The sequence below is a fragment of the Streptomyces sp. UH6 genome (assembly GCF_013421635.1).
In the GTDB taxonomy this organism is placed as follows: Bacteria; Actinomycetota; Actinomycetes; order Streptomycetales; family Streptomycetaceae; genus Streptomyces; species Streptomyces abyssomicinicus.
Window position 1 is genome coordinate 1 of record NZ_JACADT010000060.1, and the last position, 13559, is coordinate 13559.

14 protein-coding genes and 1 pseudogene are annotated in these 13559 nt (G+C 69.3%); 9 read left to right on the top strand and 6 right to left on the bottom strand.

All coding sequences use genetic code 11. The annotated features are described in order from the left end of the window. Nucleotides 1–285: 285 nt before the first annotated feature. Complete coding sequence (locus tag HW445_RS06430; protein WP_180220052.1) at nucleotides 286–492, bottom strand: hypothetical protein; 207 nt, start codon at nucleotides 490–492, stop codon at nucleotides 286–288. Between the two features lie 97 nt (nucleotides 493–589). Between HW445_RS06430 and HW445_RS33355 the strand changes: the two are divergent. Then, nucleotides 590–826 (top strand): annotated as a pseudogene (locus HW445_RS33355) (helix-turn-helix domain-containing protein); the annotation flags it as partial. Nucleotides 827–2095: 1269 nt separating this feature from the next. Next, nucleotides 2096–2956: a hypothetical protein gene (locus HW445_RS33360; RefSeq protein ID WP_257230891.1), complete on the top strand. Its 861-nt coding sequence runs from the start codon at nucleotides 2096–2098 to the stop codon at nucleotides 2954–2956. Between the two features lie 388 nt (nucleotides 2957–3344). Here the strand turns inward: HW445_RS33360 and HW445_RS06440 are convergent, their stop codons facing one another. After that, nucleotides 3345–3575, bottom strand: coding sequence for a hypothetical protein (locus tag HW445_RS06440; protein WP_180220053.1), 231 nt, complete (start codon nucleotides 3573–3575; stop codon nucleotides 3345–3347). A 205-nt stretch (nucleotides 3576–3780) separates the two neighbouring features. On the opposite strand from HW445_RS06440, the gene HW445_RS06445 reads away from it, so the two are divergent. From HW445_RS06445 to HW445_RS06455, 3 genes are all read left to right on the top strand, one after another. Further along, complete coding sequence (locus HW445_RS06445; RefSeq protein WP_180220063.1) at nucleotides 3781–4521, top strand: DUF5919 domain-containing protein; 741 nt, start codon at nucleotides 3781–3783, stop codon at nucleotides 4519–4521. A 2-nt stretch (nucleotides 4522–4523) separates the two neighbouring features. Beyond that, nucleotides 4524–4994 carry an NUDIX hydrolase gene (locus tag HW445_RS06450; protein WP_180220054.1) on the top strand — a complete coding sequence of 157 codons (471 nt, stop codon included), beginning with the start codon at nucleotides 4524–4526 and terminating at the stop codon, nucleotides 4992–4994. An 892-nt stretch (nucleotides 4995–5886) separates the two neighbouring features. Then, nucleotides 5887–6669: a hypothetical protein gene (locus HW445_RS06455; protein WP_180220055.1), complete on the top strand. Its 783-nt coding sequence runs from the start codon at nucleotides 5887–5889 to the stop codon at nucleotides 6667–6669. A gap of 43 nt (nucleotides 6670–6712) precedes the next feature. On the opposite strand, the gene HW445_RS06460 is transcribed toward HW445_RS06455, so the two are convergent. From HW445_RS06460 to HW445_RS06475, 4 genes are all read right to left on the bottom strand, one after another. Beyond that, nucleotides 6713–7243, bottom strand: a complete 531-nt coding sequence (locus tag HW445_RS06460; protein ID WP_218956634.1) for a hypothetical protein — start codon at nucleotides 7241–7243, stop codon at nucleotides 6713–6715. Between the two features lie 110 nt (nucleotides 7244–7353). Beyond that, the gene (locus tag HW445_RS06465) at nucleotides 7354–7800 is read right to left on the bottom strand and encodes a hypothetical protein (RefSeq protein WP_180220056.1); all 447 of its coding nucleotides are present in this window, start codon (nucleotides 7798–7800) and stop codon (nucleotides 7354–7356) included. A gap of 86 nt (nucleotides 7801–7886) precedes the next feature. Continuing rightward, nucleotides 7887–9962 (bottom strand): hypothetical protein, encoded by a 2076-nt coding sequence (locus HW445_RS06470; RefSeq protein ID WP_180220057.1) that lies wholly within the window; start codon nucleotides 9960–9962, stop codon nucleotides 7887–7889. Nucleotides 9963–9993: 31 nt separating this feature from the next. Next, nucleotides 9994–10392, bottom strand: coding sequence for a hypothetical protein (locus tag HW445_RS06475; protein ID WP_257230889.1), 399 nt, complete (start codon nucleotides 10390–10392; stop codon nucleotides 9994–9996). Nucleotides 10393–10636: 244 nt separating this feature from the next. Between HW445_RS06475 and HW445_RS06480 the strand changes: the two genes are divergently transcribed. From HW445_RS06480 to HW445_RS06495, 4 genes are all read left to right on the top strand, one after another. Continuing rightward, the gene (locus HW445_RS06480) at nucleotides 10637–10819 is read left to right on the top strand and encodes a hypothetical protein (RefSeq protein ID WP_180220058.1); all 183 of its coding nucleotides are present in this window, start codon (nucleotides 10637–10639) and stop codon (nucleotides 10817–10819) included. A 40-nt stretch (nucleotides 10820–10859) separates the two neighbouring features. Then, on the top strand, nucleotides 10860–11153 hold the full coding sequence (locus HW445_RS06485; RefSeq protein ID WP_180220059.1) for a Dabb family protein: 294 nt from the start codon (nucleotides 10860–10862) through the stop codon (nucleotides 11151–11153). A 178-nt stretch (nucleotides 11154–11331) separates the two neighbouring features. Beyond that, nucleotides 11332–12270 (top strand): RNA polymerase sigma factor SigF, encoded by a 939-nt coding sequence (locus HW445_RS06490; protein ID WP_180220060.1) that lies wholly within the window; start codon nucleotides 11332–11334, stop codon nucleotides 12268–12270. Nucleotides 12271–12513: 243 nt separating this feature from the next. After that, nucleotides 12514–13401 (top strand): RNA polymerase sigma factor SigF, encoded by an 888-nt coding sequence (locus HW445_RS06495; protein ID WP_180220061.1) that lies wholly within the window; start codon nucleotides 12514–12516, stop codon nucleotides 13399–13401. The last annotated feature ends 158 nt before the right edge of the window (nucleotides 13402–13559 follow it).

The following is a 13559-nucleotide window of genomic DNA, read 5'->3' on the forward strand; positions in this document are numbered from 1 at the left end:
GTCACTCCGCCTACCGAGGCAGCAGGAGCACGCCACTCGCGTCGGCCATTGCGTGCGGTTCCCAGCCCGGACTACGCCACTGATCCTGCCGACGCCGGCTAAGACGCCCAGGTTGCAGCGTGGCCGCTGTCGCGACGAATCGATCAGGGTGGCTCAGGCCGGTGGGTGGTTGCCGTGACACACCTGGTGCTCTCTCGGCGCACCCGCCGTCGTGGTTTCCTTTGCTGTGGCTGAGGTGTCCCCGCCGCAGAGCGGTCAGGCTGCCAGGGTCGGCGGGGAAGTCGTTCAGATGAGGCACTGGGTGAGGACGCCAACGATGGCGGTGGCAAGGGTGACAACAGCGGCGAAGGTAGCGGCGGCACGCATCAAGGCGGCGGGGTAGGTGGCGCCGTCGAGCCGGGTGAGCGTGCCTGCAGCAGCGGCGGCCAGGAGTGCGAACACAACCACTACAGCGGCAGTCAAGAGAACGATGGCGAGTCGAGTCACAGTCATCTCCCTGTATATGGACGGGGTGTTGATGTGATTGAGACTCGTCGGAACGATGTACGCCGTGGTTCAGCCGGACGATGATGAACATTGGCGAACACGCATGGCTGGAGGTCTGGTGCCCAGTGGGGAGCCCGAGGGGTGGCACAGCGCGGTGGCCAAACTGCGCGACAAGCTCAGAGATGCGCTGGCACGCAAAGGGTTGTCCAAGACCCAGCTTGCTGCTCGGTCAGGGCTGAGCCGTACGACCGTCCAGGAGGCGTTCCGTTCAGAAGGGGCTGTCCCCTCGGCTGAAACCGTTGTGGCTCTGGCTCGGGTGCTCGGTCTGCCGGAAGTGGAGATGTTGGAGCTGCGGCGTAGGGCGGCGGCTCGCCAAAATGAGGCCGCGGCTGAGTACGCCGGGGGACCGGGTAGGCCGATCGAGCAGTGGGATCCGCATGACCTAGAGGTTCACCCATCCGGTGTCTCCGCGTCCGGCGGCTCGGCGCGGAAACTGTCCGGCTACGTCCGCCGTACCCACGACCAGTTATTGGCTGATTCCGTGATCGAAGTCATGGAAGGTCGGAGCCGGATGTTGGTCTTGGTCGGCTCGTCCTCCACCGGTAAGACACGGGCCTGTTGGGAGGCTGTCCAGCCGCTCGCAGAAAGGGGGTGGCGGCTATGGCACCCGTACGACCCGACCCGGGCAGAGGCCGCGCTTGCCGAGCTTGAACGTGTAGCACCGCACACAGTGGTGTGGCTCAACGAAGCCCAGCACTACCTTGGTGATCCGCTGGTCGGTGAGCGAATCGCCGCGGCCTTGCACAGTCTCCTCACCGACCCCAGTCTCGGTCCGATCCTCATCCTGGGAACTCTCTGGCCCGAATATGAGGACCAGTACAGTGCCGTCCCGCGACCTGGGAGTCCTGACCCGCATAGCAGAGTCCGGGAGCTGCTCGCTGGCCGCACCGTGGCAGTCCCAGACCATTTCGACCAGGCCGCCCTCCGAACTGCCATAACTCTCGCTCAGGAGGGTGACTCGCTATTGGCGGATGCCCTTTCCCGCGCTGAAGCCGATGGGCGTGTTACTCAAGATCTTGCCGGAGCTCCCGAACTTCTGCGTCGCTATCAGCATGGGACTCCGGCAGCCAGGGCGCTGCTTGAGGCGGCGATGGATGCCCGGCGTCTCGGCATGAGTCTTCATCTCCCTCAAGCGTTCCTCACCGATGCCGCAGCTGACTACTTGACTGACCGTGATTGGGACCAGCTCACCAACGACTGGGTAGAAGCGGCATACACAGATCTTGCCCGCCCCGTCCACGGCAAGCAGGTCCCTCTGAGCCGGACAAACCCTCGGCCCGCACGACGCCTGCCGACGGGTCCTGCACCGACCAGGGCCACGGTCCCGTCCGCAGGTCCCATGCGGCGGCTCGCCGACTATCTCGAACAGCATGGAAGGACCGTTCGGCACCATCTGTGCCCACCGGCATCCTTCTGGCACGCTGCCTACGTTCATCTCAAGCATCCTGGCGACCTCAATAGCCTTGCTGAGGCCGCCCATGACAGGGGCCGTTCGCAATGGGCCTACCACCTTCGGCTCCGAGCTGCCGAAACAGGGAGCCCTGACGCCATGATCAAAATGGCTTGGGTGTGGGAAAGAGCCGGTGATCACGAGCGCGCGGAATCCCTGTTCTGGCATGCCGCGGAAGCCGGGGATCCCAGAGGGCTGAAGTTCTTGGGCCAGCGCCGGGAAGGGTTCAGGGACTGGGAGGGTGCCGAGGACCTGTACCGGAGGGCGGCAGACGCAGGTGACCCAGATGCGAGGCGCGGCCTGGCGCGGCTGCGAGCACGGGTCGGAGACTTGGAAGGCGCCGAGGCACTTTACCGGCGGGCCGCTGAAGAAGGAGACCCTAATTCACTGGCCGACCTGATGATGATGCTGGAGCACGCTGGCAACCGGGAGGGTGCCGAAGCAGTTGCTCGGGAATCCACCGTTGTTGGCTATTCCTTGTGCTTCACCATCCTGGCGCAGATGCGAGATGAGGCAGGGGACCCAGAGAGCGCCGAAGCTATTGCCCGGGAAGCTGCCGAGGATGGCGATATATCCCCTCTGTTGGACCTGTGGCGAGACCGACTCGACGCTGGGAACCTCAAAGGAGCCGAATCCGCTTTTCGGATGGCTGAAGAGGTCAATGGGGGTCCCACTCCTGCTCACTTGGCACGAAGAATGGAGGAGGAAGGGGACCAAGAGGGTGCCGAGGCCTTGGCCCTGCAGGTGGCCGATTCTGGGGACTTCTACATCCTGCGCGACTTGCAGCGCATGCGAGGAGAAGCAGGGGACGAGGAAGGGCTCGACACCCTCTACCGGCACGCTGCTGATGCTGGGCATATCCGGTCACTGTTGGGCAGTGACTGGGGGGAGTATGGGTTAGACGCAGACGGTTCACCCTCATCTGCGTGGGATGAGGAAGAAGAAGCTGATCCTTTGTGACGGCAATCCTGACGGCAACGACGGCACACATTGGCCGACGGACACTACGGTCAGCTGTCAGGCTGAGGATGACCCCCGCACGGAGTTGCCCGATCCTACGGATCAGAAGGCGACTGACCGGATGTGCGCCTGGCCGATGTCGGAGTTACTGAGCGGCCGTGCCGCCATGCCCGCCACGGTCGGGTGATGATCTCGCGGTAGGTGTGGTGGGACGGGTGCCGGCCGCAGTGTTGGAGTGCCCAGTCCTGGGGGGCGGTGAAGTCCTCGCTGGGCGGGGAGGTCTCGCCGTCGATTGCGCACTGCATGGCGTAGAGGACCGGTTCCGCGTCTGGTTGGCGGTCGGGCTGGAGGGTCCAGGTCTCGTAGGTCAGGACCGCGCGCGGGGTGTTCATCGGCCCCACCGCCGGTTCGCCGCTGCCACCTTGGCGCTCAACTGCTCGACCTGCGTGGGCCGGCGGAGTTCCTCGGGCGGCACGTCCCACTCGCAGCCTCCTCGTGGTGGGCGGAGCTGCACGTACGGGCCCTCGTGGCCCATCACCACGCCCACGCGGCCGTCGCGGCGGTCGACGAGCAGCGTGCCCGGGGTGAGGGCGGTGGGCTGGGTGGTGTTGTCCGGCACGTTGACGCTCCTTGGTGGCGTGGACCGTGCCCCCGGCGCTTCGGTGCCGCAGGGTCGGCACCGATCCTCGGTCCGGTCGGCGGGACGGGGGAACCTCGTGCGAACCCCATACCGGGACGTCCCGCCTCCGGTAGAACGTCCCTGACGCCGCGGGCCGCGAGCGAGGGGAGCCCAGACTGTGCGGAACGAGAGGCTGTGGGCCGCGATGGCGGCCGGGGGGTGGACGTACGCCATCCTCGCCCAAGCCGTGGAGGTCGACCCGAAGTCGGTGGAGCGGTGGGTGAACCTGGGGCGGGTCCCGCGGCGCGGCACGGCGTTCCAGGCGGCGAAGGCCCTGGGCGAGGACGTGCACGCACTCTGGCCGGCGCTGCGGCAGGCGCGCCCGGCCCGCGCGGTCAGTCCGGAGCTGGTGGGGCTGTACGAGAAGCGGGCCGACCTTCCCGTGTCCGCGTACGTGGACCTCATGGCGCAGGCGCGTGAGCGGATCGATGTCCTGGTCTACGCGGCGGTCTTCCTCCATGAGGCGTATCCGCGGCTGAACGAGCTGCTCGCCGAGCGGGCCGCGGTGGGATGCGCTGTGCGGATCGCTGTCGGCGACCCCGACAGCGTCAACGTCCGGCAGCGGGGGCAGGAGGAGCCCTTCGGGCACGGGATTCAGTCCCGGTGCCGCCTGGCGCTGATGCACTACGGCGCCCTCGTCGGGACCTCGGGTATCGAGGTGCGGACGCACGGGACGACGCTCTACAACTCGATCTACCGGGCCGACGACCAGCAGCTGGTCAACGCCCACGTCTGGGGCGTCAACGCCTACGCTGCCCCGGTCTGGCACCTCCGCCGGAACGGCGGCGGGAACGGGAGCGGTGGACTGTTCGACACCTACGCCGACAGCTTCGAAGCCGTCTGGGCGACCGCCGAGCCCGTACGCCCCCAGGGACAGGAAGGCTGACCGTGGCGCGCACCGAGTACTACGACGACCCGAACGCCCCCGAGCCGAACAGCATGGTCGTCGCGGCATCCGCCGTCGTCACCGACGAGCACGGGTGCATCCTGCTCCAGCGGCGCCGGGACAACGACCTGTGGGCTCTGCCCGGCGGCGGCATGGACCTCACCGACTCCCTGCCCGGCACCGCCGTGCGGGAAGTAAAGGAGGAGACCGGCCTGGACGTCGAGATCACCGGCCTGGTCGGCACCTACACCGACCCGCGGCACATCATCGCGTACACCGACGGCGAGGTCCGCCGGCAGTTCAACGTCTGCTTCACCGCCCGGATCACCGGCGGCCGGCTGGAGATCTCCGACGAGTCCACCGAGCTCCGGTTCGTGCCACCCGAGGAGATCGACGCCCTGCCGATGCACCACACCCAGCGCCTGCGGATCCGGCATTTCTTGGAGCGCCGGAGCGCTCCCTATCTCGGCTGATGCACAGTGGCTAATCCCACCCGCTCAAACCTGGCTGACCTGGGAAAATAGCTTTGCAGTCATCGAAGCTTATTAGATCGTCGTGGGGTGAATTCTGCTCACACCGCTGCCTGTCGTTGAGTGGTTCGTCCTCTGATGTACCGGCATCGATTGCCCAAGCACCTGCAACGACGACGGCGGTGAAGACCAAGGCTTTTCGCCACGTCATCCGACCAGCACTGCTGCTGGCTGCGGCTTCCTGTTGCGAGACCGGGTGATGCGCAGCCCGAGCAGGGAGACCTTGCCCTGCAGTCGGCTGTGCGACATGCCTTGCACGCAGGTCAGCCTTCGGATGCCGCGCCGCGCGCGCATGAAAGGCGGCAGCTACCTCTAGGTCCGTGCCTACTGGGACTAGAGCCCCACATCCGGGATGTAAGCACTCGTAATACGCGGAGAGCATCAGGTCCCCACCCCCTGCTTCATAGGTTGGCCGTCAGCCTGGGAGGTCCAACCTCATCCGCCCCACACCCGAAGTCAAGGTGCCCTGCACGCCGACTGGGCTGGGCGACCTCGTCTCAGTTTCCGTCTCAGTTCACTGCGGTACAGAGTGGTCCACCTCGGTCCACTCCTCCGCTTCTCCTCCAGTCCTGGACCCAGCCGAACCGTCGCGAACGCCCGCCGACGAGCTTCCCGCCCAGGGAACAGACCTCGAAAGCGAGTGTGGCGCAAGTCACCGAGGGTTCAAATCCCTCCGCTACCGCTGGTAGACGAAGGGCCCGGTCCGTTGGACCGGGCCCTTCGTCCGTCTTCGTCTCCGTTTCCGTTTCCGTCGCAGCCGGCCGGTTCGTTCCGCCCGAGGAGATCGACACCCTGCCGATGCACCGCTGTCAGAAGCCGGGTCTAGGTTCGGCCTGTGAACCACAGCCGTTCCCACGCCGGGGCGCCCCACGAGCCCGACCTGCCGCCCTACCAGCTAGTCCTGGCGGAGACCGATTGGGGCGCGCTCGAGACGGCCTTCGGGAACGGTGGGGATCTGCCCGAGGTCCTCGCACGGCTGCTGGAGCCCGATCCCAGGGTTCAGGTCGCCGCCTTGTCGGAGCTGGGTGAGCTGGTCCATCACCAGAACACCCTCTACGAAGCCACCGCCCCCGTCACCCTGTACGTCGCCGGCATCCTCACCCACCCGGCGGCCATGACCCTCCGGCCCTATCGCAACGTCCCTGTCCGCGCGACGCTGTTGCACTGGTTGGCGTCCGCGGCCCACGACGCCTCCGACGAGGCCGTCGGCCGCATACAGCAGTACGTCCCTGGCTTCCTCGCCCACGGCGGCCCCATGGGAGCCTTCCGGGACCTGCGGCCGATGCTGTACCGGGCCGTCGCGCCCTTCCTCCAGGACAGCCACGAGGACGTGCGCGAAGCCGCCGTCGTCGCCGCGCTCCTCCTCGCCGAACACCCCGCGCTCGCCGTGCACCGCGATCACCTCGCCGTGCACGCGCGCGCCGTCCTGGACACCAGCAGCCACGCCACTGACCGACGCGTTGCCTGGAAGGCACTCGAAGCATGGGGCCACGACGTCCCCGACCCCGAACCTTGCCAGGAGGAACCCTGGGACTCCTGGGACCTCTGGGACTCCTGGGACTCCTGGGGCCGGGGGCCGCACAGCGATGGCCGGGGCGATCTCGAACCTCCCTTCTGACCGATACGCGCACGGCCCACCGTGCGTGACGGCCCAACAGGGCTCAGGCCGATGCCTTCCGCCACTCGGCCAACGCCTCCTCCTCCGCCCGGTAGGCAGCGGCGGCCATGAGGGCGGAGGCCGCGAAGAGGAACGTCGCTACGGCGTCGAACCCTCGCACCCCCGACTTGAGTGCCGACTCGTACGTCGCGCGGCTCACCGGTTGCCGGTCCCCGTGATGGTTGAGGTAGTAGCCCTCCGCCGTGCGCTCCGGCTGCCCGCTGGCCGCACCTCCGCCGAGGGCGACACACAGCACCACGCCGGCGGTGAGAGTCCCTGCCGCAACCCGCACCCATCGGGGGGTGTCCCACAGCACGACGAGAACCTCTGGGCCCCGGGTCTGAACACCTGCTCGGTAACACCGCAGCATCGCGCTCCCGAATGCCGGGAACACCAGCCCGACCAGAGTGAAGCCGACAGCCTCGGGCACCACCGGCCTTCCGGGCAGCAGGGTCAGGGCCACGACGATCGCGGCCAGCCCGGCGAGGAGCATCGAAACGCCTATCTGAACCTTGTAGCTGGTCGGCACGGCCATCCCTCTCATGCTGCGTGCGAGCAGTCTCGCTGATGGCACGCCGCTGGAGGAGTGCCGATCACAGCGGGCAGGGGCGTCCGCCGGACCGCCGCGACGGGACGGTCCGTGCGTCACCGGCAGTTCAGCGTCTCCACCGTCGCGGGGAAGTAGGCCCGCATGAACCGCTCGACGTCCGCACGGTGACCGATGTCCGGCGCGGCCACCTGCGGCAGGTACAGCTTCAGCGTGAAGTGCTTCCCGCCCGCGGTGCGGCACGGCGTCGTGACGACCCCCCCGTTCTTCCCCACAACCGCCCCGCCACCGATGTGCACGGGCTTCGTCCCGGTGAGCGCCTGGAAACCGGACGGGTCGTGGTCGGGCTCGGTCACCTTGGGTGCCTCGTCGGTCCAGTAGAAGAACAGGGCCAACGCCTGCTCGCCCTCCGCCCGGAGCGTGCAGGGCGCGGAGACCGCTTCGTTCCGATCCACCCGGCTGTACTCGTCGAGGCCGTCCGTCGACGACAGCAGCGGACGGACGAGGCCAGGAGCGATCCGTGTCCCGCACACCGTCTCCGGCACGGCTCCGTCCTTCGGACCTCCGGCGCAGGAAGTCGCCAGGACACCCGACGCCAGCAGCCCGATCCCGACCAGCCGTCGCGAGGGTCTCACGTGCCCTGCCTTCCGGATACGCCTCGGGCGTGCTTGATCCCGTCCTCCGCGTACGCGTTGATGAGGTTCTTCACGCCCATGTCGCCGTCGGCCCCGGAGTCGTGGTGCTCCTCCCACTGCTCCGCGAGCGCCATCAGCTGCCGGTTCCTCGCCTCGTAGGCCGTGATGTCGCCCTCGGTCCGCTGTTCCTCCAGCCGCTTCTGCTCGTCCCCGAGCCACTGCTCGGTCACGTAGTCCACGGCCTGCTGGGCCGGTGCACTGACCACCGGCAGGTAACTGATCGCCGTGTCGAGCACCGGCTTGCCGGCGAACTCCGCGACCTCCGGGTCGCCCTGGGCCTGCGTGCGGGCCTCCTCCAGGAAGCCGACCGTGCGGCCGGCCCGGATCAGGGACTCCCTCGACCCCGACATCCCGCTCGCCGCGTCGCCCTGCATGTCGGACACGATCGCCTGGTTCATCCCGGCGTTCAGCACGCTGTACGCGTCGCGGTCCTTGGAGACCTGCTTGGCGACCTCGACGAGCTGGGTCTGGTCCAGCGGCGACGCCCCCATGTCGACGTCGCTCATGGCCCGGTGCACGGTGTCCCCGTGGTTGGCCAGCATCGTCGCCATCGGCTCCCGCAGGGATGGGGGCAAGTCGTCCCCGCGGTCCGCGAAGTGCCTGAGCGCCGTCCTGAAAACCTCGTCGTTGCGGCCGGTGTGCTCGACGTGACGCCCGTTCGGGTCGGACGGATCGATACCGGTCGCCCCGGCGAGCAGCGCGGCGCCGAAGCCTCGGCGGTCGTCGCCGTCGAGGCCGGGGGCGTACGTGCCCGCCTTCGCTCCCTCACGTTCGTGGAGGACCACGTCCCAGTCCCGGTCCTTCACCAGGTACGTCATGTTCCCGTCGTCGCTCAGGTACCGGGCCGCGGTCCCGGGGTCGCGGCTCATGATGCCGAGCATGCCGTCGACGGGGTCGTTGGCGAACCAGCCGCCCCGCGTACCGCTGTACTCGTGCTTGAGCTGCCAGATGCCCGGGTCCTTCCTCTCGGCCGCGATCATGTCGTCGGTCAGGTCCGACAGCATGCCCGCCGAGTAGCCGTCGCCCTGCCGCATCAGCGTGACCAGCGACTGGTACCCGACGGCCTTGTCGAGACGAGCGCCGTGGAAATCCGTGGCGTGGCGGTCGGCACCCGCTTCGCGCAGGTCTGCGCGCCACTCCTCGTACCACCGCGACCCGGTGTCCCGCGTGGCCGAGGCCAGCGCGTTCGCCAGGCCGCTCCCGATGGCCTCGTAGTCCGCGACGCGGTCCCCGCCCCGCACGTGGACGAGGTCGTTCACCTCGCTGGCCAGCGTGACGGTCCCGCGCGCCCCGAGCCCGTCCAGGAGGGCGCGGGAGAACGCCGGGTCGTCCTGGTTGTCGCGGAAGGCGCGGTGGAGGCCCGCGATCTCCCCCGCGGACAGCCGCTCGCCCCTGCCCAGTCGCGCCAGCACCTGCTCCGCCGCCCGGCCCTCGTACGTCTCGACGTCGCCCCGCGCCTGCCCGTTGAAGCCGTTGCCACCGCGGGCCGGGTCCGGGTCGGCCGTCACGGCGTTCAGAGCGATGCGGACGCCCAGGTCGGCGTCCGTCGCCTGCCGCACGATCGTGTGGAGGCGCTCCTGCCATGCGCGGACGGTGTCCGCGGAGGCGGGGTCGTCGGGGGACGTCCTGTGCTCCTGGCCGGCCATCCGCTCGGTGTCGAGGCACACCAGGCCCTGGTCGGAGACCCTCATGCCCGCCTCGACGGCTTCCTGGCGTGCCGCCCCGAGCCGTCCCCGCACCTCGGCGAACTGGGCGTGCGCGTCCCTCAGCAGCGAGGCCACCGCCTTCGCCTCGGTCTGCGCGTGCCGGAACTCCTCCAGAGTGACGCGGAAACGGCCGTTCGCGGCCTGGGCGCTCAGGCCCGACCAGCCCTTGCCCAGGGAGACGCCCTCCACGTCGCGCCCGTAGGCCTCCTCCTGCTCGGCGAACTCGGTGGCCATCGCGTCCCAGCTCTCCGCCGCGGTGATGAGCGACGCGAGGTCGGTGTCCATGATCTCGTGGTAGGTCGGCATGCCTGTTCTCCCTCGGTTCCCCTGCGGCCGCTCAGAACCGGTCCAGTACGGAGATCTCCCGGGCCGTGCCGCCCACCGCGAGATCGGTGCCGGTCAGGACGTTGTCGCCGGCGCGCAGCGCGTCCTTCTCGGAGGCAAGCCGGTCCATCAGGTTCTTCAGCTGATCGCCCCAGACGGTCAGGGCCTCGGCCAGCGCCGCCGCGGTCGCCCAGCCGTCGCCGTCCTTGGCACCGAAGGCCGTGACGGCGGTGCCGGTGTCCTCCGCCGCGCGGCGTCCGGCCCGTCGAGTGCCGGGCTCGATGTGCTGCTCGATCGCCCGTGCGGCGGCCTTCTTCTCCGCCGGGGAGGAGGCCAGGTCGGGGCTGCCCGGCCCTCGGCCCGGCCCGGCCGGAGGCCGGCCCGGTCCCGTACCGACGGGTTGATCCGCCATCGCCCACGCTCCTCGTCCACGCCCGCTCCCGCGCGGGAACCGGTCACTCCCCCGCACCATCCTGTCGCGCAGCGTACCGGCCCCGCTACGCATGGTGACGCGCCGTCGGCAGGGACGGGTCGCCCGCCGGGACGCCCTGCGTGCGGCGGCGGAAGGCGGGGGAAGCACGGTGTGCCGTTGGGGGAAGGCACAGCTAGACTCCCCCGCGGCAGCAGATCGGCCGGCGGCACGGGGAGGGACCGCGATGGCGGCGAACGCGAAGACGATAGGTCTGGGCATCGTCGTGGTGTTCGCGCTCTACGTGATCATCACCGATCCGCACACCGCTGCCGGCTATGTCGAAATGGGCTTCGAGGGCATCTCCGCGGCCGCCTCCGCCGTCGGCGACTTCATGACGTGGGTCGCGCGGGGCGGCGGCGACAGCTGACGGCGAAGACCCTCGCGACCCCCGCGCCCCGGGAGTTCCCGTGATCCGCCACCTGGTCCTCTTCAAACTGAACGACGGCGTCGAGCGCGACGACCCGCGGGCCGTCGAGGGAGCGCGCGTCTTCGCCGCGCTCGGGGACAAGATTCCGGAGCTGCGCTTCTGGGAGTGCGGCTGGAACATCAGCGACCGCCCGATCGCCCACGACTTCGCCATCAACTCCGCGGTGGAGGACGCCGAGGCGCTCCGCGCCTACATCGAGCACCCGGAGCACCAGGCCGGCGTCGCCCTGTGGCGCGAGTTCGCCACCTGGGTGATCGCCGACTACGAATTCTGACCGTTTCAGATCGCTTCCGGAGCCCCTCGCCGACCGCGGCGAGGGGCTCTTTCGCGGTCCGGCAAAGGCCTCACGAGGCCTCGTGAGGCCACCGCGCCCGCCAACACGGCCTGGGGGGCGGTGCTTGCACCACCTGTTCCGTCTTGTGATGCTATGACCGCTTTTGACGGATGTGTTGATGGATGACGAGGTGGAGTTGACCGTGCCGGCCAGTACTGCGCCTCCCGTGCCGTCCCAGGAACCCGCCCCACGCGCCGAGAGCACCGAACGGTGCGCTCCCGTCGAACGGTGCGCTCCCGTGGAACGGCCCCGGTCCGCCGAACGGGCCGAGCCCGCCGAGCGCGCACGCGGCACCCGGGGCGCCGACACCAGGGCACTGACGCAGGTGCTCTTCGGGCAGCTCAAGCAGCTCCAGCCGGGCACCCCCGAGCACGACCGCGTACGCGGCGCCCTGATCGAGGCCAACCTCCCCCTGGTCCGTTACGCCGCCGCCCGCTTCCGCAGCCGCAACGAACCGATGGAGGACGTGGTCCAGGTCGGGACCATCGGCCTGATCAACGCCATCGACCGCTTCGACCCCGACCGCGGCGTCCAGTTCCCCACCTTCGCCATGCCCACGGTCGTCGGCGAGATCAAGCGCTACTTCCGCGACAACGTCCGCACCGTGCACGTCCCGCGCCGCCTGCACGAGCTGTGGGTCCAGGTGAACGCCGCCACCGAGGACCTCACCACCGCCTTCGGCCGCTCCCCGACCACCTCCGAGATCGCCGAGCGCCTGCGCATCTCCGAGGAGGAGGTCCTCACCTGCATCGAGGCCGGCCGTTCCTACCACGCGACCTCCCTGGAGGCCGCCCAGGAGGGCGACGGGATGCCCGGCCTGCTGGACCGGCTCGGCTACGAGGACCCCGCGCTGGACGGCGTCGAGCACCGCGACCTGGTCCGCCACCTGCTGGTGCAGCTGCCGGAGCGGGAGCAGCGCATCCTGCTGCTGCGCTACTACAACAACCTCACGCAGTCGCAGATCAGCGCGGAGCTGGGCGTCTCCCAGATGCACGTCTCCCGGTTGCTCGCCCGTTCCTTCCAGCGACTGAGGTCCGCAAACAGGATCGAGGCATAGCCCCCAAGGGGGATTCGACGGTGCGCCCCCCTTTGCAACGGTGAGCCGTGACGTGCCGTCACATGACCTCTGTGCTGCGCCGATTCACCGTATCCATGTCGACAAGTCACTACGGCGCGTTGCCGACTTGTGACATTCTTCGGGAAGCGTGTTTGCCGGGACCCAGGCTCCGGTATTCAGGTGAAGGCTGCGCTCCCCGACGGGGCGTCGGCCGCGACCGTCCGCGACCCAAAAGGGGGTGGCATGTCCGCAGACCAGGGCAGCTCGAAGGTGCTCACGCTCACGAAGAGCGCGTCCGCGCCCGACTCGCTCGACCATGTCCCGGGCCTCGACGAAGCACCGGTCCCGGCGCCCGCCGCCGCCCCGGCCGCCATCGACACCCGCACGCTGTCCCGTTCCCTCTTCCTGCGGCTTGCCTCGCTCGACGAGAACAGCCCGGAGCGCGCCTACGTCCGGGACACCCTCATCGAGCTCAACCTCCCCCTCGTGCGGTACGCGGCGGCCCGCTTCCGCAGCCGCAACGAGCCGATGGAGGACATCGTCCAGGTCGGCACCATCGGCCTGATCAAGGCGATCGACCGGTTCGACTGCGAGCGCGGCGTGGAGTTCCCGACCTTCGCGATGCCGACGGTCGTGGGCGAGATCAAGCGGTTCTTCCGTGACACCTCCTGGTCGGTGCGGGTGCCCCGCCGCCTCCAGGAGCTGCGCCTGGCGCTGACCAAGGCCGGCGACGAGCTCTCCCAGAAGCTGGACCGCTCGCCCACCGTCTCCGAGCTCGCCGCGGTCCTCGGCGTCTCCGAGGAGGACGTGGTCGACGGCCTCGCGGTGGGCAACGCCTACACCGCCTCCTCGCTGGACTCCCCCGCCCCGGAGGACGACGGCGGCGAGGGCTCGCTGGCCGACCGCCTCGGTTACGAGGACACCGCGCTGGAGGGCGTGGAGTACCGCGAGTCGCTGAAGCCGCTGCTGGCCAAGCTGCCGCCGCGGGAGCGCCGGATCATCACGCTGCGCTTCTTCGCCAACATGACCCAGTCGCAGATCGGCGAGGAGGTCGGGATCTCGCAGATGCACGTGTCCCGGCTGCTGACCCGCACGCTGGCGCAGCTGCGGGAGGGCCTGATCGCGGACTGACCCGTCCGGCCCGCCCTCCCCGGCCGGGCCGTGGTCGTTCCGGGCCACCGGGCGTTCCGGATCCGGGCGGGGCGGCCACTCGGGCCACCCCGGTCCGGGCCTCCGGACCCGGTCCGCAAGCCAAGACCGCCAGGTCCGGTCCGGACCACGGCACCCGT

Bases quoted from the DNA above. Each gene is read 5' to 3' on its own strand.
- HW445_RS06490 (WP_180220060.1), top strand. From the start codon at position 11,332: ATGGATGACGAGGTGGAGTTGACCGTGCCGGCCAGTACTGCGCCTCCC.
- HW445_RS06475 (WP_257230889.1), bottom strand. From the start codon at position 10,392: ATGGCGGATCAACCCGTCGGTACGGGACCGGGCCGGCCTCCGGCCGGG.
- HW445_RS06460 (WP_218956634.1), bottom strand. From the start codon at position 7,243: ATGGCCGTGCCGACCAGCTACAAGGTTCAGATAGGCGTTTCGATGCTC.
- HW445_RS33360 (WP_257230891.1), top strand. From the start codon at position 2,096: ATGATCAAAATGGCTTGGGTGTGGGAAAGAGCCGGTGATCACGAGCGC.
- HW445_RS06430 (WP_180220052.1), bottom strand. From the start codon at position 492: ATGACTGTGACTCGACTCGCCATCGTTCTCTTGACTGCCGCTGTAGTG.
- HW445_RS06445 (WP_180220063.1), top strand. From the start codon at position 3,781: ATGGCGGCCGGGGGGTGGACGTACGCCATCCTCGCCCAAGCCGTGGAG.
- HW445_RS06480 (WP_180220058.1), top strand. From the start codon at position 10,637: ATGGCGGCGAACGCGAAGACGATAGGTCTGGGCATCGTCGTGGTGTTC.
- HW445_RS06495 (WP_180220061.1), top strand. From the start codon at position 12,514: ATGTCCGCAGACCAGGGCAGCTCGAAGGTGCTCACGCTCACGAAGAGC.
- HW445_RS06470 (WP_180220057.1), bottom strand. From the start codon at position 9,962: ATGCCGACCTACCACGAGATCATGGACACCGACCTCGCGTCGCTCATC.